The sequence below is a fragment of the Microbacterium ureisolvens genome (assembly GCF_019511645.1).
GTDB lineage: Bacteria > Actinomycetota > Actinomycetes > Actinomycetales > Microbacteriaceae > Microbacterium > Microbacterium ureisolvens_A.
Genome location: NZ_JAEUAX010000008.1, coordinates 127850 through 145640, shown reverse-complemented (window position 1 = coordinate 145640; position 17791 = coordinate 127850). Strand labels below are relative to the sequence as shown.

Here is a 17791-nt window from a genome sequence, read left to right as displayed (position 1 = left end):
TAAGAGACAGGATCCGATCGATGGACCGGCCCCGCTTCCCGATCCTGGCCATCCGACATTTCCCGTCGGTTTCGGCCTGTGACGCGACAGTAAAGCCTCGCCCGGTGCGGCGCAATGGTCGGGTGGGCAGACCTTATGGATCCGGGACGAGGCGTGCCGCAGCATCCGTCGCCGTACATCGCTGGACGGACCTCGCCGCGGGCGGATACAGCGCGGGACGGATGCCGCGGCCCCAGGCCCTCGCGTAGCGTGAGACGGTGTTCCGCCGCCTGAAGACGTCCCAGCTCGTCGTCGACGTCATCGTGGCGGTCGCGTTCTTCCTCATCGCGTGGCCGGTGGAGACGGTGCTGGCCGCCGGCGCGTGGGGGCTGGAGTCCCGGCTCGGGTCGCTCGGGCAGGTCATCACCGGACTGCTCATCGCCGCCCTGTTCAGCGGCGCGCTGGCGCTGCGTCGCCTGTCGCCGATGCTCGCGCTCGGCATCGCGTGGGTCGGCGCGCTCGTGCAGATGGGGCTCGGGCGACCGCCCAGCTTCTCGGACGTCGCGATCTTCGGCGTGCTGTACACCACCGCGGCGTACGGGTCGCGGCTGGTCTACTGGGCGGGCTTCGCCTCGGCGCTCGTGGGCGCGCTGGTGATCACGGTCTACCTGTTCGCGGGGCCGGTCTTCGCGGGCGGCGGCCTGTCGTGGCAGACGCTGCCGTTGGCGCTCGTCATGCTCGTGGCCGCGGCCTTCGCCCTCGGGCTCTCGTGGACGATCGGCGCCCTCGTGCGCACCGCGGTGCGGGCGCGCGAGAACCGAGAGGCCCAGCAGCGCGCCGAGGCCGAGACCGCCGCCGAGCACGAGCGGGTGCGCATCGCGCGCGACATGCACGACGTGGTCGCCCACTCGCTCGCGGTCGTGATCGCCCAGGCCGACGGCGCGCGCTATGCGGCAGCATCCGATCCTGCGGTGGCGACCGAGGCGCTGTCCACGATCTCGACTACTGCCCGGGCGGCGCTCGCCGATGTGCGCCTGCTCCTCGGGCAGCTGCGCCACCGTCAGGGCGATGGGCCGCAACCCACCCTCGCCGACCTGGAGGAGCTGTACGCCCAGGTGCGTGCCGCCGGGGTGCAGCTGCGCGTCGACGTCGATCCCGCCCCGCCCGGAGAGCCTCCGGCCGCGGTGCAGCTCGCCGTCTACCGCATCCTGCAGGAGGCGTTCACGAACGCGCTGCGGCACGGCGCTCCCGGCGGTCCGGTCGATGTGCGGCTGGAGTGGCTCTCCGACCGCGTCGAGATCGGGGTCCGCAACCCCGTGGCTCCCGGTGCTGCGACCGGCCGACCGGGGCACGGACTCATCGGCATGCGCGAGCGCGCGCAGCTGTCCGGCGGCCGCCTCGAGGCCGCGGAGGAGTCCGGCTCTTTCGCGGTGCGGGCCCAGATCCCGGTCGGGGCGTCCTCATGAGGAGGCTCTTCGCGACGAGTCGTGGCGCCGCACCGAGCGTGTCCTGCTTTCGTTCGCCGGCGGGGCTTCCTGCGGCGGGAATCGGGACATGAAGGACGGAAACAGGGACAACGAAGGGGGCCGGGCATGATCCGCGTCGCACTCGTCGACGACCAGGCGCTCTTCCGCGCCGGCATCCGCATGCTCGTCGACTCGCAGCCCGACCTCGAGGTGGTGGCCGAGGCCTCCGACGGCCGCGAGGCGATCCATGCCGTGCGCCAGGCGCGACCGGACGTCGTGCTCATGGACATCCGCATGCCGGTCATGGACGGCCTCGCCGCCACCGCCGAGCTCCTCGGCGACCCCGAGCCGCCGCGCATCGTGATGCTCACGACGTTCGACCTCGACGAGGCGGCCGCGCGCGCGATCCGCCAGGGCGCGAGCGGCTTCCTCCTCAAGGACGCCGACCCGGAGTTCCTCCTCGCGGCGATCCGCACCGTGCATTCGGGGTCGGCCGTGATCGCGGCATCCGCCACCCGCGATCTGTTCGAGAGATTCACGGATGCTGCGCCCCGGCCGGTCCCGCCCGCATACGCCGAGCTCACCGAGCGCGAGCGCGAGATCTTCGCACTCGCCGCGCGCGGGCTCTCCAACGCCGAGATCGCTGCGCGCGAGTTCCTCTCCGAGGCCACGGTGAAGACCCACATCAGCCGGATTCTCACCAAGCTCGCGCTCCGCGACCGCGTGCAGCTCGTGGTCTTCGCCTTCGAGCACGGCCTCGCCTAGCTCGTCCCCGTCGTCTTCCTCCCCGCCAACTCAACGATGAAGGAGGTGCGTGCACCGGGAGGGCGAAGGTGGCGCGTCATCCTGGAGATGTACGAAGGATGCGTCGAACGGCCGACGCGCGCGACAGCGGCCCGTCCATAGCGTCGTAGGCATGGAACTCTCATCGACCGACCTCGGGCTCGCCGCCCGGGTGCAGCAGCTCACCAAGACCTACGGAACCGGCGAGAGCACGGTGCACGCGCTCGAGGGCGTGAGCGTCGGCATCCGCCGTGGCGAGTTCACCGCGATCATGGGCCCGTCGGGCTCGGGCAAGTCGACGCTCATGCACATCATGGCGGGACTGGACGCCCCGACCAGCGGCCGCGCGTGGATCGGCGACACCGACATCACGGGCCTCTCCGACCTCGAGCTCACGATCCTGCGCCGCCGTCGCGTCGGCTTCGTCTTCCAGGCGTTCAACCTCGTGCCGACCCTCGACGCTCTCGGGAACATCCTCTTGCCGTTCGATCTCGACGGTCGCCGTCCGACCGCACTCGAGCGGGCGCGCATCGACGGCCTCGTCGAGCGGCTGGGCCTCACATCGCGTCTGAACCACCGGCCTCACCAGCTGTCGGGCGGCCAGCAGCAGCGCGTTGCGATCGCCAGAGCCCTCGCCACCTCGCCCGACCTCGTGTTCGCAGACGAGCCCACCGGCAACCTCGACTCGCGCTCCGGGCGCGAGGTGCTCGCGCTCCTCGCCGCGGCCACCCGCGAGCACGGCCAGTCGATCGCCATGGTGACGCACGACCCGGTCGCCGCGTCGCACGCCGACCGCGTGCTGTTCCTCGGCGACGGGCGCATCGTCGCCGACAAGCCCCGCCAGAGCGCGGAGGAGATCTCGGCCTACATGCTCGCCTCCGAGCTCGGCGCCGTGGCGGTGACGTCGTGACCGCGATCGCCGAGACGGGACGACGGATGCCTCGGCCCACGGCGTCGGTCTCGCGAAGCGCCTCTTCGCCGCCGGCGTGGCTGCGCGAGCGGGGCATGGGGGCGAGCATCCTGGTGGCCGGGATCTCGAGCGCGTTCGGTGCGATCCTGCTAAGCGCCACCGGGTTCATCGCCGCGGTGCTTCGGGCAGACCCGTTCATCGGGGAGAGCGGCACGCTCGCCGCGGTGCTCGCGATCATGAGCTTCCTGCTGATCGGGGTCGCGGTGTACGTTGCGGCCATCGTCACGGCGAACACCTTCGCGACGGTCATCGCCGGCCGGACGCGCCGCATCGCCCTGCTGCGGCTCATCGGCGCGTCCGCGCGATCGCAGCGCACCGAGGTCGCGCGCCAGGGGCTCGTCGTCGGAGTCATCGGCGCCGTGCTCGGGCTCGTCGGCGGCACTCTCGTGTCATGGGCGGGCGTCGTCCTGGCCGGGGTCGCCTTCGGCATCGGTGACGTCGAGTACGCCGTCGTGCAGCCCGTGCTCGTGATCCCGGCGGTCGTGGTCGCGCTCACGACGTGGGCCGCGGCGTGGGCCGGCTCGCGGCGGGTGCTGGCCGTGACGCCGCTGCAGGCACTCGGCGGCTCGGTCGAGGCGTCCCACGATGCCTACACGCGCAAGACAGCGCGCAACGGCGCCGCGATCACGCTGTTCGCGATCGGTGGTGCGCTGCTCGCGGGAGGCATCGCGATCGGTCTCGTCGCGCCGCTCGGTGTGATCGTCGCGTTCTTCGGCGGCATCTTCTCGTTCACCGGTCTCGCACTCGGTGCCACGCTCGTGATGCCGCCGGTGCTGCGGCTGGTGGGCAGGCTCTTCGGCTCGTCGGCGACGGCGCGGCTCGCATCCGAGAACGCCCTCCGCTACCCCGAGCGCTCCAGCCGCATGGCCATCGGCGTCGTGATGGGCGTGACGCTCGTGACGATGTTCGCGGTGGCGCTCGAGACCGTGAAGGTCGTGCTCACGACTTCGGCGGGCGGCGAGGCGCCGCAGGAGATGACCACGCTGCTCGACACGTTCGCCGGGATCATGATGGGCCTCGTCGCCGTGTCGGCGGTGATCGCCGCGGTCGGGCTCGTGAACCTCCTCACGATCGGCGTGGTGCAGCGCCGCCGCGAGCTCGGGCTGCTGCGTGCGCTCGGCGTGTCGACCGGGCAGGTACGCCGGATGGTGCTGTTCGAGGCCGCGCACATCACGATCACCGCGACCGTCACCGGGCTCGTGCTGGGCATCGCCTACGGCTGGGCGGGCGCGCAGTCGCTCCTCGGCGCTGTGCCGATGCCGCCCTCGTTCTCGGCGCCGACGCTGGTCGCTCCCGCCGTGCCGTGGCTCCCGGTGGCGATCATCGTGGTCGCGACCGCCGTCCTCACCCTCGTCGCGGCGGTCGTGCCGACGCGCCTGGCGACGCGTGTCGCACCGGTCGAGGCGCTCGCCGACTGAGACCGGCCGGGTGACGGATGCTGCGGCGCAGGGCTTCGCGACGCAGCATCCGTCACCCGTCCTGGACGAACGGGACGGGGCGGAAGGGGCCGCCCGCGGCGTCGGCCTCGAGCTCGATCCACTCTTCGCCGCCGGTGAGGTCGTCGGTCGAGTAGAGGTCGGCGACCTCGCGGAGGGCGGTGACAAGCTGCGGCTGCGGCACCGCGCCGTCGCCCGTGCCATGGACGCCCTGGCGGGTGGACATGACCGCGGCGAGCCGTGGGCGGTCGGCCTTGCGGTCCTTCCACAGCGCGTGCAGCGAGCGGGGGGTGGCGTTGCGGCTGCCGTGATGCCCGACCTTGTACAGGTCGATGCCGGCGAGCCGGTCGCGCAGCTGCGGCTCGTCCTTCAGCCGCTCCAGGGTGAGCCGCCAGTTCTCGATCTGCGCATCGCCGGGGAACAGCATCGAAAGGCCCTCGATCTCGAGCAGCAGGATGACGCTGGTGTTGTTGAGGGCGTCGTCGAGGTCGCGCACCAGGCGTGCCGCCGAGTGCGACCGCTGGTCCGCGAGGCGGTCGATGAGCCAGCGGACGGGTCCCGGCCCGTGAGAGATCGGCGCGGGGGCGTCGGCGCCCGCATCGGCGGCCGAGCCGACGACGCGCAGCGAGGCGCCGAGCGCGGCCAGCCAGTACTCCGGATCGTCCTCTCGCTGCTTCGCGACGCGCGGGTCCTGGTCGACGGTGGGCGGGCCGAGCACGGTCGCGCGCATCCCCGGAACCAGGCCCTCGATCCCCGATTCCATCCCGGCGTGGAGGTAGCGGCCCCGTTCGCCGAGCGACAGCTCGTCCAGGAGGGCGACCGCTTCGGCGTTCTTGAGCTGGTCCTCGGCAGCGGCCTTCACCTCGTCGTCGAGGCCCACCAGCTGCGTCAGCTTCGCGACGTGGTCCTGCGCCTGCGCCAGCAGCGCCGCGTACCGCACGGCGGCGCGGCTGAGGCCGTTCGGCGGCTCGGCGGCGTCGAGTCCCGCGCCGTCCGGCCCATCGGCGGTCGCGGGCAGCCGCGGATCCTCGGTCCACGACCGCAGCACGAGCTTCGGGGCGAGCCTCCTCATGATCGCCGCCCCGGCGTCGACCTCGAACCCCCGCAGGTGGTCGCGATGCCGGTGCGTCACCACGAGCACGTCGAGCTCGCCGCCCGTGTGCTTCTCGATGAGGGCGGCCACATCGCCCATGCGGCCGCGGGCCATGCCCTCGCGGGGCGCGTGGCTCGTGCCGTAGTCGATGAGCAGATGCCGCTCGGCGCGGCCGTCGGGGAGGGGCTCGTCGTACTCGACCGACACGAGGAAGCAGTCGCCGAAGCCGACCTGGTACGTGCGGACGCGGACGCGCGTCGGAGTGCTCACCATGCCTCCCCGGAGCTTCGTTCGGTGCGGTGCAGCTCGGCGAACGTCTGCCCGCGGGCGGCGCCGTCCGAGAAGCCGAGGCGGCGTTTCGCGTCGATGCGGCCGGTGCGCGCGAGGTGGTCGAGTCGCAGCTGCTGACGACGCCAGTCGTCCAGGCGCTTCTGGATGTGCAGCTTGAGCCGCCCGAACTGGTCGAAGATCAGCGTCCCGCCGCCGAACAGCTGAACGGGCGTCTGCGGATCGATCGCGGGGGAGAGCTGGAGCCCCGACTCGTCGGTGAACTCGCGGGCGGTCATGTCGGCCATCTGCACGTACGTCGCGACCGACTCCGGCACGATGAGCCCGTCCGGACCGATGCGCTGCGTCGGCAGCACCGACTCGATGACGGTGTAGTAGTCGGTCGACACGTCGAGGCGTCGGGCGTTCTGCCAGAGGAAGCGCGACACCTCGTCGCGGTCGCTGCGGAGCCCTGCGAAGTTGATCCCGAGATAGCGCGGCGGCAGCTCCGACTCGAGCACGTCGGTCACGCGACCGGAGGGGAGCCTGATGCCGGCCCTGGCGAACCCGTCGACCAGGAGCCTGCGGTAGCCGAGGTCGTCGTCGGGCACGACCTCGTGGTCGGCCAGCAGCACCGCGTTGAGCAGGTCGCCGAAGTCGAACTCCACGGGCGGCAGGTAGTCGAGCCCGCGGATCAGCATCGTCAGCAGCTGCGACGCCGCCTTCGCGCCCTCCTCGGCGGCCCGCGCGCGGTCGACGGTGACCCCCTTGCCGGTCACCGCCTCCCCGTTCGGTCGCGAGAACAGCGCCTGAAGGCGCTTGTCCCAGATCTCGATGAGCAGATCGAAGGCGATCGCCACGAGCACCTCGCCGCGCCGGTGCGGCTCGAGGAAGTCGGCCCGCTTCGCCCAGTCGGCGGGCGGCGGGTTCAGCGCCGACTCCCGCAGTGCGCCGCGCCCCTGTGTCAGCACGCTGCCGATCTGCTCGGCCACGCGCGCGAGCATGTTCCTGCGCAGAGCCTCGGGAGTCACATGGCTGCGGGGGATGCGCCCGCTCTTGTCGGGCTTGCCGAGCGCCTGCTCGATGACGGGCCGCATCGAGAACACCGACAGCAGCGCCACGATGTCGGCGAAGCCCTCATGGAACGCGGCCTGATCGGGCAGGCTCGGCTCGAGGAACCGGCCGCGCAGCCCGTCGAGCACGGCGTGCGTCGTCTCGTGCACCACGACGTCGTGGCTCAGGCAGGTGTAGATCGCCTCGCCGGTCGGGTCGGCCGGAGGAACGTAGCCGAACAGCAGCGCGCGATCCTCGAACGAGTAGTAGGCGTTGGCCTCGGCGAAGGCGTGGGGCACCAGGAACAGCTGGTGGCTGCGGAAGCCCCACGGCAGCCGCCGCCCCAGCGCCGTCTCGAATGTGGCGAGCGTGCGCGCGGCGGTGGCGTACACGTGCTGCGCATGGAAGGCCCAGTCGGTGCGCAGGACCTCGTCGGCGGCGTCCGCGAAGAGGTCGTCCGTGCCCAGCGGCTCGTGCTTGACGTACCTGCCGGTCGCGGTGTCGTAGTCCACCACGTGGAGCCGCGCCCCGCGGGGTCCGTCCTCCATGCGCGACCACGGCACCTTCACGTGGGCGGTGAGGATCCGCGCGTCATCCCCGCTGACCGACGGATCCTGCGCGATGAGTCGCAGCGTGACGTGAGTGCGCGGTTCGTCGGCCGGTTCCGCGAAATCGACACCGTCGGCCATGTCACACCCCCAGGTCTACGGCTCCCACAATGCAGCGACTTCCCCCGCTCTGGAAGAGGGTTCCCGTGCGGGCGTGATACCCGAACCGCCCCCAGCGCAAGGGGGTGCGTGGCCGGCGGTCACGGGTGCAGGCTGGCGGCATGCAGATCGAGATCGTTGAGCACGAACCGCCCTACCGCGTCGGCGTGATCGTCGGCAGCCTCTCCCGCGAATCCGTCAACCGTCAACTCGCGGAGGCGCTTCAGCGTCTGGCGCCGAAGGAGCTCGAGTTCTTCGAGATCTCCTATGCCGACCTCCCGTTGTACAACCGCGACCTCGACGCGGACTATCCGCAGGTCGCACGCGAGTTCAAGGAGGCCGTGGGATCGGCGGACGCCGTGCTGTTCGTCACTCCCGAGTACAACCGGTCCATCCCCGGGCCGCTCAAGAACGCGATCGACTGGGGGAGCCGGCCCTACGGCGACAGCGCCTGGGAGGACAAGCCCACCGGGGTCATCGGCGGGTCGCCGGGAAAGATCGGCACTGCAGTCGGCCAGCAGACCCTCCGCAGCACCTTGAGCTACCTCAACGCCCGGCAGATGACGTCGCCCGAGGCGTACATCCAGATCACGCCGGGTCTGATCGACGACGACGGACGCGTGACCGACGCCGAGACCGAGAAGTTCCTGCGCACCTTCATGGCGAAGTTCCTCGAATACGTCGCGCGGGTCCTGACCGTCATTCCGCAGGGGTGATGGATCACGGATGCTGCGGCACGCAGCATCCGCTCACTCCTCGGGCAGCGATTCGGGGTCGTGAGCCCACGTGGGGGCGAGGGCGCGCACACGCGCGGCCCGCCACTGCCACACGCCCCACAGCACCGGCCAGAGAAGGGGTGCGGTGGGGCCGCCGATGACGAGCCGGTCGCGCCACAGCGTCTTGCCGGGCTGACCGGGCGCGGGGGACACCGCCATCTGGTGGTCCCACACGTCGAGGCTGGCGAGCGGACCCGTGAGCGGGATGCCGCTGTCGCGGAAGATCCGGACCCGGCCGCCCGGCTCGTCGACCGAGCGCTCGCTGACGTGGATGAGCTGCCGTCCCATCGGCACCGCGCCGAACGCGGAAAGCTGCACCGGCACGTCGTCGCCGGGGGTCCAGGAGGTCGGCAGGCCGCTCGGCACGAGCGGGGCGAGGTCCATCAGCGGCCCGTAGAGCTCGGCCACCGCCCGGGGCGAATGCACCGCCCGCCACGCGGCGTCGGCATCGCAGTCGATCACGAACTTCAGCAGGATCCGCATGCGCTCCAGTGTCGCACCCGCTCCCTCACCGAATCCGGGGTTGCGCCGAGCGCCGACATCGTGCGACCTCACCGAGCGCGCACGATATGCGCGGAGGTGACGTGTCGTCTCGGTGAGACGCGCGATCCGAACGCGGCTGTCGCCCAGACGGGGAGACGGATGCTGCCGCCTAGGCTGGACGGATGCCCGAGAGCCCCTTCGACCAGCACCGCTACCAGGTTCGTCACGACTGGGGGATCGACGGAGTCCGGCGCCTCGCCGCCGCCGACGTCGTCGTGGTCGTCGACGTGCTGCGGTTCTCCACGACGGTGACGGATGCCGTCGCCCGCGGCGAGAGCGTGGCGCTCGACGGAGCCGCGCACGCCGAATCGATCAACGGCGCGGCGGTAGCCCAGGCGGCGGCCGACTCCGGCGCCGTGGTGCTCCTCGGATCCCTCCGCAACGCCGCGGCGGTCGCCCGGGCCGTTCTCGACATCCAGCACGAGCGCGCCGCGCGCACGAGCATCGCGGTGATCGCTGCGGGCGAGCTCGCCGGCCGGGAGCGGGGGGCCCCGCTGCGATTCGCGGTCGAGGACCAGCTGGGGGCGGGCGCGATCGTCGACGCGCTCGGCGATCTCGGCGTCGACCACACCTCGCCGGAGGCCGCCGCCGCGTGCGAGGCGTTCCGCGGGCTGCGCGGCGCTCTGCGCCACCTGCTCACGGCCGGCGGCTCGGGGCAGGAGCTTCTCGCCCGTGACGCGCGCGACGAGGTGCTGAACGCGGCCGCCGTGGATGCGGCATCCGTCGTTCCCGTGCTGCGCGACGGGGTTTTCGCCGCGTACTGACGCGGGTCAGTCGCGCGGGGTCATCGCGGCCAGACGGGTCGCGCGGGTGATCTCGCGGCGGGTCCAGGTGAAGCCGTGGCGCTCGTCGAAGTGCGGGGCGCACTTGGCGCACGACGTGGGCCTCGTCGCCTTGCGATGGCGGTACGCGACGTGACCTGCGGGGCAGACGCCGATCCAGGGGGCGAGCTCGGTCGCCGTCTCGCCGTTGTGGGTCGTGCCGCCGACGTAGCCGAGTTCGCGCGCGACGGCCTTCCACCGGGCGCCGTGGCCGGCCCGCGGGCCGGCCAGCGCGTGCGCCACCTCGTGCAGCAGCGTCTGGTGGTTGGTGTCGTCGTCGTACCGCGCGGCGAGGTAGCGCGACACGCTGATGCGCTTGTGCGTGTAGTCGCACAGCCCCGCCCGGCGCTTCGCGTTGTCGAACGCGAAGCTCCACGAGCCGTCGAGGTGGAGGGCGATCAGGGCCTCGGCCCAGTGCCGCACGCGATGCAGATCCGACATGTGCGCGAGACTAGAACGTATCTCCGACACTCAGGGTTTCGGTGCCCACCTCAGCTGGCTACGGATGCTGCGGCCCGGCGCCGGTCGGCGGCGTCGATGGCGAGGAGGGTGGACTCGAGCTGGTCCTCGGTGGCGCCGGATTCCTGGCGCAGGAACAGTGCCCGCTTGAAGTCCTTGCGGGCGGCCTCGAAGTCGCCCGCGTCGTAGTTGACCTTGCCACGGTGCTGGTACGCGAAGGCCCCGATGCCGGCCCAGCCCTGGCCGTCCGCCTCCTCGGCGCACGTCGTGAGCTCCTGCTCGGCGGCGGCGTACGCGCCGCGGGCCTGCAGCACGGTGGCGTGCAGGATGCGGGCTCGCAGCAGGTCTTTGCGGGTGCCCGCCATGCGCGCGACGCGCACCGACTGCTCCGAGATGACGAGGGCCTCGTCCGCGCGATCGAGCACCTTGAGCAGCCACACCCGCTCGAGGAGAGCAGGAAGGCTCCGCTGGTCGCCGATCTCCTCCAGCCGCTCCCTGCACTGACTCGCGTTCACCTTCTCGCGGAGAGTGTCGGGGTCGTACCCGCTGATGTAGCTCACGTCTGACTCCCTTCGCCGCGCCGGTGGCCTATCCAGTGTGCCTTGCCCTCTCCCGGGTCGCGGTCGTGCCACGCCGGGCCGGCGGATCCGTGACGGTCAGCGGGTGAAGACGGATGCCGAGGGCTTGGGCGACGGCGTGGCGTCGGCGTCGGTGGCCACCCGCGCGCCCCGCGCGAACTCGTCGAGCTCCCGGCCTTCGGCGACCTTGGCGGGGTGCGGCCCGGCCGCCATGAGCCGCGGCAGCCACTCGGTCGGAAGCGGCGCGCGGGACGCGGCGATGACGAGGTTGCCGAAGCGGCGACCTTTGAGCGTCTGCACCTCCGCGAGCACGATGACGTGCTCGAGCACGGCCTGCACGGTGGCGACCTCGCGGCGGGCGAACGCGAGACCCGCGCCGTCGGCGACGTTGACCAGCAGCACGCCGGCGGGTGCGAGGAACCGCGCCGCCTCGGTGAAGAACTCGACCGTCGTGAGGTGCGCGGGCGTCTGGGCGCCGGAGTAGACGTCGGAGACGACGAGGTCGGCCGCGCCCACCAGGCCCGCGGGCAGGCGCCCCAGCGCCTCGCGCGCGTCGCCGATGCGCACCCGGATCGAGGCGCCGCGGGGAAGCGGCAGATTCTCGCGCACCAGGTCCCACAGCGCCGGCTCGAGCTCGACGACCTGCTGCCGCGAACCCGGACGCGTCCGTTCGATGTAGCGCGGGATCGTGAGCGCGCCGGCACCCAGATGGATCGCGGTGAGCGGCTGCCCCGGCATCCGGAGCCGGTCGATCACCGCGCCCATGCGCGCGACGTACTCGAAGTGCAGGTGCGTCGGATCGTCGAGGTCCACGTGCGACTGCGGCGTCCCGTCGACGTCGAGCTCCCACCCGCCCGCGAAGGGCGAGCGCACCACGCGGGCGAGCGTGCCGTCCGACAGCCGGACGGAGGGGACGGATGCTTCCTCCCGCGCGCGTGCCATGCGCTCCACGTTAGCCGTCCGGGCCTCACGAACACGCAGGGACTGACACATCTGCCCGCGAGTCTGCGCGGGCATGATGCAGTTCGCCCAGTGCGAGGCATCCATCCTTGTCGAAACACAATCGAGACACAGGTGTAATCCTCGATGCGCTCCTTCGCGGGTAGCGTCGGAGCATCACTCCCCGCTGAGGGCTGCGCGCACCTCTGCTCCACGACGATGTGCAGCGGAGCCCACACGACATGGAAGGTGCACAGCACATGCTCCACACTGCGAGAAGGCGCTGGCTCACCGGCGCCGCCGCGGTCGCCGTCGGCGCGATCGTCCTCACCGCCTGCGCGAGCCAGCGCGACGACGGGGGCGGGGACGACCAGGCGAGCGACGTCGACACGACCTTCGTCTTCGGGGCGTCGGGCGACCCCGCGAGCCTCGACCCCGCCTTCGCGAGCGACGGCGAGACGTTCCGCGTCGCACGCCAGATGTTCGAGGGCCTCGTCGGCACGGTGCCCGGCACCGCCGACCCGGCGCCGCTGCTCGCCAAGAGCTGGGACCAGCCCGACGACACGACCTACGTCTTCACCCTCGAAGAGGGCGTGAAGTTCCACGACGGCACCGACTTCAACGCCGAGGCGGTCTGCTACAACTTCGACCGCCAGAACGCCTTCACCGGCGTCGCCGCCTCGCAGAGCATGGCCTACTACTGGGGCGTCATCATGCGCGGCTTCGGCGACGAGTCGATCTACGGCGGCTGCACCGCCGACAGCGAGACGCAGGCGACCATCACGCTGAAGCAGCCGTTCGCCGGCTTCATCCCGGCGCTGTCGCTGCCGTCCTTCTCGATCCAGAGCCCGACGGCCCTCGAGGAGTACGGCGCCGATGAGGTCGGCGGCACCGAGGAGGCACCGGTGCAGAGCGAGTACGGCCAGAGCCACCCGACCGGAACCGGCCCGTTCGTCTTCGACTCGTCCTCGCCCGGCGAGCAGGTCGTGCTGAAGGCCAACCCCGACTACTGGGGCGAGCAGGGCGTCGTGGAAGAGGTCATCTTCCGCGTCATCGGCGACACGACGGCGCGCCGCCAGGCGCTCGAGGCCGGCAGCATCGACGGGTACGACCTCGTCGCGCCCGCCGACCTGCAGGCCCTGGAGGACGCCGGCTTCAACCTCGTCAACCGCGACCCGTTCAACGTGCTGTACCTCGGCATGAACCAGGCGGCGCCGGGCCTGGGCGACGTGAAGGTGCGCCAGGCGATCGCGCAGGCGATCGACAAGGACGCCCTCATCACGCAGGTGCTGCCCGAGGGCACGGTCGCGGCCACGCAGTTCATGCCCGACGCGGTCATCGGCTGGAACGAGGGCGTCACCGAGTATCCGTACGACCCCGAGGCCGCCAAGGCGCTCCTGGTCGAGGCGGGCTACACCGAGGCGAACCCGCTGACGATCACGTTCAACTACCCCGTGAACATCTCGCGGCCGTACATGCCCAACCCCGAGCAGATCTTCACGAACCTGCAGAGCCAGCTCGAGGCGGTCGGCATCGTCCTCAACCCGGTGACGAACGAGTGGGTCGAGTACCTCGACCTCATCCAGGGCGGCACCGACCACGGCATCCACCTGCTCGGCTGGACCGGCGACTACAACGACCCGGACAACTTCGTCGGGACCTTCTTCGGCCTGCCGACGAACGAGTGGGGCTTCGACAACCCGGAGCTCTTCCAGGCGCTGACCGACGCACGCGGTCTGGCGACCGAGGAGGAGCAGGAGTCGGCCTACCAGGCGATCAACGAGCAGATCATGGAGTTCCTGCCCGGTGTGCCGCTGGCCCACCCCGTGCCCACGCTCGCGTTCGACGCGCGCGTGACGTCGTACCCGGCGAGCCCGGTGCAGGACGAGGTGTACAACATGGTGGAACTCAGCGAGTGACGCTGTAGGACGGATGCCGCTGCCGGCGCTGGGCGCCGGCAGCGGCATCCGTCACCTCCGTCCGCTCGCCCGCGACCGACCGTCGCCCCACCCGGAGAACTCCCCGTGCTGCTACGCACCGTCGGCAGGCGCATCCTGCTGCTCATCCCCACCCTGTTCGGACTGACCCTGCTGCTCTTCTTCTGGGTGCGCGCGCTCCCGGGAGGACCCGCCGTCGCGCTCCTCGGCGAACGCGCGACTCCCGAGGCCGTCGCCGAGATCAACGAGCAGTACGGCTTCAACGAGCCCTTGATCGCCCAGTACTTCACGTGGCTGGGTCAACTGCTGCAAGGCAACTTCGGCGTCTCGATCCAGACGCAGCGGCCCGTGACCGAGGAGTTCATCCGGCGGTTCCCCGCCACGCTCGAGCTCACGATGTTCGCGATCGTCCTGGCGGTCGCCGTCGGCATCACCGTCGGCTACTGGGCCGCCCGGCGCCATGGAAAGGCCGCAGACCACCTGGCGGTCTTCGGCAGCCTCATCGGCATCACGATCCCGGTGTTCTTCCTCGGCGTCATCCTCAAGTGGGTCTTCGCGATCCAGCTCGGCTGGCTCCCGTCGGACGGCCGTCAGGATCCGCGGCTGGACGCCACGCACTACACGAACTTCTACGTGTTCGACGGCATCATCACGGGCGAGTGGGATGCCGCGTGGGACGCCTTCCTGCACCTCATCCTCCCCGGCATCGCGCTGGCGACGATCCCGCTCGCGATCATCACGCGCATCACCCGGGCATCGGTGCTCGAAGTGCAGAATTCGGACTTCGTGCGCACCGGCATGGCGAAGGGCATCTCCCGCAGCACCATCCGGGGCCGGTTCATCATGCGCAACTCCCTGCTGCCGGTCGTGACCACGATCGGCCTGCAGTTCGGACTGCTCCTGTCGGGTGCGATCCTCACCGAGTCGGTCTTCGCCTACCCGGGGATCGGGTCGTTCCTCGCCCGGGCGATCTTCACGCGCGACTACCCCGTGCTGCAGGGGTTCATCCTCTTCATCGCGGTGATCTACGCCATCATCAACCTGGCCGTCGACGTCTCGTACAGCTTCATCGACCCGAGAGTGAGGGTCTCATGACTTCCGCGATGCTTCCTCCCGCCCCCAGCGGCGGACCGGTCGACGACACCTCCGTCGACGACCGGGAGCTCCTGGCGGCCCGCACCCGCGGCGGCGGATTCTGGCGCGACGTGTTCCGGCGGCTGCGCCGCAACCCGAGCGCATGGGTCGGCGCCGTCATCATCACGATCTTCGTGCTCGTCGCGGTCTTCGCCCCGTGGCTGGCGCCCTACGGCCCCGAAGAGCTGCCGGGGCAGAAGTACATCACCCCCGGTCACATCCCCGGCCCCGGCGAGATCCCCGGGTTCCCGCTCGGCCTCGACCGCTTCGGCGGCGACATGCTGTCCAAGCTCATCTGGGGTGCCCGCGCCTCGCTGGTGATCGGCGTCGTGTCGACCCTGCTCGGCCTGGTCGGCGGCATGCTCCTGGGCCTCGTCGCCGCGACCTTCGGCGGGTGGGTCGACACGCTCGTGATGCGGTTCGTCGACATCCTGCTCTCGGTGCCGTCACTGCTGCTCGCCGTGTCGATCGCGGCGCTGATGGGACAGACGCCGCTGGCGATCATGATCGCGATCGGTGCGGCACAGGTGCCCATCTTCGCCCGCCTCCTGCGCGCGTCGATGCTCCAGCAGAGATCCAGCGACTACGTGCTGTCGGCGGCGACCCTGGGCCTCGGCCGTGGCCGCATCACGATGAGTCACGTCCTGCCGAACGCCATCGGGCCGGTGATCGTCCAGGCCACGCTGACGCTCGCGACCGCGGTCATCGAGGCGGCCGGCCTGTCGTACCTCGGCCTCGGCGGCGGGGTCCCGCAGACCGCCGAGTGGGGGCGCATGCTCACCTACGCGCAGCTCGAGCTCGCGGTGAACCCGTGGATCGCGATCCTCCCCGGCATCTGCATCACGGTGACGGCGCTGGGCTTCACCCTCCTCGGCGAATCGCTCCGCGAGGCCATGGATCCGCGCACGCGGGCACGCTGAGCCGCGACCTCGTCAACGTGGGTCTGCGCACGCCGAGCGTGCGCAGATCCACCCCTGCGGGATCCCGGAGGGGCGCCGGTCAGACGGCGATGTCGAGCTCGTTGCCGGGGATGGACGCGAGGAGGCGCCGCGTGTACGGGTCGCGCGGGTTGGTGAAGATCTCCTCGGACGAGGCGGCCTCGACGAGCTCGCCGTCCTTCATGACGCACACGTAGTCGCTGATGAGGCGCACCACCGCGAGGTCGTGGGAGATGAAGAGGTAGCTCAGGCCGTACTCGCGCTGCAGGTCGCCCAGGAGCGTCAGGATCTGGTCCTGCACGAGCACGTCGAGCGCCGACACCGGCTCGTCGCACACGATGAGGTCGGGGGAGAGCGCCAGTGAGCGGGCGATGGCCACGCGCTGGCGCTGGCCGCCCGACAGCTCCGACGGATAGCGGCGCAGCATCGTCTGCGGCAGCGCCACGTCGTCCAGCAGCTGCCGCACCCGCTTCGCGCGCTCCTTGGACGAGCCCCGCCGATAGAAGTCCAGCGGCTCGGTGATGATGCGCTCGATCGAGAACATCGGATTCAGCGACGAGTACGGGTCCTGGAAGATCGGCTGCACCCGCTGGCGGAAGTCGCGCAGCTGCCGCCCTTTGAGGGTCGCCACGTCGACGCCGTCGAACCGGATCGAACCGGAGGTCGGCTCGATCACCTTCAGCAGCATGCGCGCGGTGGTGGTCTTGCCCGACCCCGACTCGCCCACGATCGCCACGGTCTCGCCGCGCGGGATCGAGAAGGAGACATCCGTGACGGCGGCGAAGTCCTCCTTGCTGCCGCGCACCTGGTAGATCTTCGTGAGACCCTCCACCTCGACGATGTTGTCGGGGGCGGATGCCTCGGCGGAAGGTGTCGCGGGGGCGCCGGGAATGGGCGCGGCGGTGGGCCGGGTGTCACGGGCCTCGGCGGAGGCGGCGCTCGTCGCCGGGACCGCGGCGGTCTCGTCTGCCGTGGCGTTCTCGCCTGCCGGCGATGCGGCCGAAGCCTTCTCGTCCGCCGGAGCGATGTCGGGCCGCGGCGTGCCGGGCGCCGTCTTGCGGAACACCTCCGGCCGGAGCCTCACCGCCGCGACAGACGGTGCGGCCTTGACGAGAGCCTGGGTGTACGGGTGCTGCGGGTCTTCGAGGATCTGCCGCGCAGGCCCCTGCTCGACGATGCGCCCACGGTTCATGACGACGACGCGCGACGCGCGCTCGGCGGCGAGCCCGAGGTCGTGCGTGATGAGCATGACGGCCGTGCCGCGTTCGCCGGTCATGCGCTCGAGCTGGTCGAGGATCGTCTTCTGCACGGTGACATCGAGGGCGCTCGTGGGCTCATCGGCGATGAGCAGCTTCGGGTCGCACGCGAGCCCGATCGCGATGAGCGCGCGCTGACGCATTCCGCCCGAGAACTCGTGCGGATATTGCTTGGCGCGGGCCTGCGCGTTCGGCAGCCCGGCCGCGGCGAGGGTCTCGACGACCTTGCGGTCGACATCCTTGCGGGTCGCGAGCCCGTGGGCCAGCAGGGTCTCGGCGATCTGCGTGCCGATCCTGGTGACCGGGTTGAGGTTCGACATGGGATCCTGCGGCACGAGTCCGATGGAGCGGCCGCGGATGGTGCGCATGACGCTCTCGGGTGCGCCCACGAGGTCTTCCCCCTCGAACAGGATGCTGCCCTGGGTCACCTTGCCGTTCCCCGGCAGCAGCCCGATCGTGGCCATCGCGGTCGTGGACTTGCCCGAGCCCGACTCGCCGACGATCGCGAGCGTCTCGCCGGCGGCGATGTCGAGGTCGACGCCCTCGACGGCGTGCACCGGGCCGTCGATCGTCTGGAACTGGACGGCGACGTCTCGCACCTGGAGCAGCGGCGCTCCGGCCGCGAGACGGGAGGTGGTTCGGGCCATGCGCTCCAT

General features: G+C 71.1%; 16 protein-coding genes. 9 read left to right on the top strand and 7 right to left on the bottom strand.

Features of this window, described 5'->3' with window-relative positions:
• Positions 1-257: 257 nt before the first annotated feature.
• The 4 genes from JNB61_RS14895 to JNB61_RS14880 all read left to right on the top strand — a co-directional run bounded on the left by JNB61_RS14895 (position 258) and on the right by JNB61_RS14880 (position 4616).
• Entirely contained in the window at positions 258-1445 is a 1188-nt protein-coding gene (locus JNB61_RS14895; protein ID WP_220340116.1) for a sensor histidine kinase, read from the top strand.
• A gap of 126 nt (positions 1446-1571) precedes the next feature.
• On the top strand, positions 1572-2210 hold the full coding sequence (locus tag JNB61_RS14890) for a response regulator (protein ID WP_220292461.1): 639 nt from the start codon (positions 1572-1574) through the stop codon (positions 2208-2210).
• A gap of 151 nt (positions 2211-2361) precedes the next feature.
• The gene (locus JNB61_RS14885) at positions 2362-3138 is read left to right on the top strand and encodes an ABC transporter ATP-binding protein (RefSeq protein WP_220291993.1); all 777 of its coding nucleotides are present in this window, start codon (positions 2362-2364) and stop codon (positions 3136-3138) included.
• Positions 3135-4616 (top strand): ABC transporter permease, encoded by a 1482-nt coding sequence (locus tag JNB61_RS14880; RefSeq protein ID WP_374226643.1) that lies wholly within the window; start codon positions 3135-3137, stop codon positions 4614-4616. Before JNB61_RS14885 ends, JNB61_RS14880 begins: the two co-directional genes overlap by 4 nt.
• A gap of 52 nt (positions 4617-4668) precedes the next feature.
• Here the strand turns inward: JNB61_RS14880 and JNB61_RS14875 are convergent, their stop codons facing one another.
• Positions 4669-5997 carry a hypothetical protein gene (locus JNB61_RS14875; RefSeq protein WP_220340115.1) on the bottom strand — a complete coding sequence of 443 codons (1329 nt, stop codon included), beginning with the start codon at positions 5995-5997 and terminating at the stop codon, positions 4669-4671.
• Positions 5994-7736, bottom strand: a complete 1743-nt coding sequence (locus JNB61_RS14870) for a hypothetical protein (protein WP_159846979.1) — start codon at positions 7734-7736, stop codon at positions 5994-5996. Before JNB61_RS14870 ends, JNB61_RS14875 begins: the two co-directional genes overlap by 4 nt.
• A 140-nt stretch (positions 7737-7876) precedes the next feature.
• Between JNB61_RS14870 and JNB61_RS14865 the strand changes: the two genes are divergently transcribed.
• Positions 7877-8470 (top strand): NADPH-dependent FMN reductase, encoded by a 594-nt coding sequence (locus JNB61_RS14865; RefSeq protein ID WP_220340114.1) that lies wholly within the window; start codon positions 7877-7879, stop codon positions 8468-8470.
• Between the two features lie 33 nt (positions 8471-8503).
• Here the strand turns inward: JNB61_RS14865 and JNB61_RS14860 are convergent, their stop codons facing one another.
• The gene (locus JNB61_RS14860; RefSeq protein WP_308291275.1) at positions 8504-9085 is read right to left on the bottom strand and encodes a hypothetical protein; all 582 of its coding nucleotides are present in this window, start codon (positions 9083-9085) and stop codon (positions 8504-8506) included.
• 110 nt (positions 9086-9195) lie between these two features.
• Here JNB61_RS14860 and JNB61_RS14855 point away from each other — a divergent pair, with 110 nt between their 5' ends.
• Entirely contained in the window at positions 9196-9837 is a 642-nt protein-coding gene (locus JNB61_RS14855; protein ID WP_220340113.1) for a 2-phosphosulfolactate phosphatase, read from the top strand.
• Positions 9838-9843: 6 nt separating this feature from the next.
• Here JNB61_RS14855 and JNB61_RS14850 read toward each other — a convergent pair whose 3' ends face one another.
• The 3 genes from JNB61_RS14850 to JNB61_RS14840 form a co-directional block, all read right to left on the bottom strand.
• Complete coding sequence (locus tag JNB61_RS14850) at positions 9844-10335, bottom strand: SprT-like domain-containing protein (RefSeq protein ID WP_220340112.1); 492 nt, start codon at positions 10333-10335, stop codon at positions 9844-9846.
• Positions 10336-10385: 50 nt separating this feature from the next.
• The gene (locus JNB61_RS14845) at positions 10386-10913 is read right to left on the bottom strand and encodes a hypothetical protein (RefSeq protein ID WP_159846970.1); all 528 of its coding nucleotides are present in this window, start codon (positions 10911-10913) and stop codon (positions 10386-10388) included.
• A 96-nt stretch (positions 10914-11009) separates the two neighbouring features.
• The gene (locus JNB61_RS14840) at positions 11010-11873 is read right to left on the bottom strand and encodes a spermidine synthase (RefSeq protein WP_220340111.1); all 864 of its coding nucleotides are present in this window, start codon (positions 11871-11873) and stop codon (positions 11010-11012) included.
• Between the two features lie 257 nt (positions 11874-12130).
• Between JNB61_RS14840 and JNB61_RS14835 the strand changes: the two genes are divergently transcribed.
• The 3 genes from JNB61_RS14835 (at position 12131) to JNB61_RS14825 (ending at position 15861) form a co-directional block, all read left to right on the top strand.
• Complete coding sequence (locus tag JNB61_RS14835) at positions 12131-13789, top strand: ABC transporter substrate-binding protein (RefSeq protein ID WP_220340110.1); 1659 nt, start codon at positions 12131-12133, stop codon at positions 13787-13789.
• 108 nt (positions 13790-13897) lie between these two features.
• Positions 13898-14902 (top strand): ABC transporter permease, encoded by a 1005-nt coding sequence (locus JNB61_RS14830; protein ID WP_159848995.1) that lies wholly within the window; start codon positions 13898-13900, stop codon positions 14900-14902.
• Complete coding sequence (locus JNB61_RS14825; protein WP_220291970.1) at positions 14899-15861, top strand: ABC transporter permease; 963 nt, start codon at positions 14899-14901, stop codon at positions 15859-15861. The genes JNB61_RS14830 and JNB61_RS14825 overlap by 4 nt, the downstream gene beginning before the upstream one ends.
• Positions 15862-15940: 79 nt before the next feature.
• Here the strand turns inward: JNB61_RS14825 and JNB61_RS14820 are convergent, their stop codons facing one another.
• Complete coding sequence (locus JNB61_RS14820; RefSeq protein WP_220340109.1) at positions 15941-17782, bottom strand: dipeptide ABC transporter ATP-binding protein; 1842 nt, start codon at positions 17780-17782, stop codon at positions 15941-15943.
• Between the last annotated feature and the right edge of the window lie 9 nt (positions 17783-17791).

Bases quoted from the DNA above. Each gene is read 5' to 3' on its own strand.
- JNB61_RS14890 (WP_220292461.1), top strand. From the start codon at position 1,572: ATGATCCGCGTCGCACTCGTCGACGACCAGGCGCTCTTCCGCGCCGGC.
- JNB61_RS14885 (WP_220291993.1), top strand. From the start codon at position 2,362: ATGGAACTCTCATCGACCGACCTCGGGCTCGCCGCCCGGGTGCAGCAG.
- JNB61_RS14870 (WP_159846979.1), bottom strand. From the start codon at position 7,736: ATGGCCGACGGTGTCGATTTCGCGGAACCGGCCGACGAACCGCGCACT.
- JNB61_RS14865 (WP_220340114.1), top strand. From the start codon at position 7,877: ATGCAGATCGAGATCGTTGAGCACGAACCGCCCTACCGCGTCGGCGTG.
- JNB61_RS14855 (WP_220340113.1), top strand. From the start codon at position 9,196: ATGCCCGAGAGCCCCTTCGACCAGCACCGCTACCAGGTTCGTCACGAC.
- JNB61_RS14850 (WP_220340112.1), bottom strand. From the start codon at position 10,335: ATGTCGGATCTGCATCGCGTGCGGCACTGGGCCGAGGCCCTGATCGCC.
- JNB61_RS14840 (WP_220340111.1), bottom strand. From the start codon at position 11,873: ATGGCACGCGCGCGGGAGGAAGCATCCGTCCCCTCCGTCCGGCTGTCG.
- JNB61_RS14835 (WP_220340110.1), top strand. From the start codon at position 12,131: ATGCTCCACACTGCGAGAAGGCGCTGGCTCACCGGCGCCGCCGCGGTC.
- JNB61_RS14825 (WP_220291970.1), top strand. From the start codon at position 14,899: ATGACTTCCGCGATGCTTCCTCCCGCCCCCAGCGGCGGACCGGTCGAC.
- JNB61_RS14820 (WP_220340109.1), bottom strand. From the start codon at position 17,782: ATGGCCCGAACCACCTCCCGTCTCGCGGCCGGAGCGCCGCTGCTCCAG.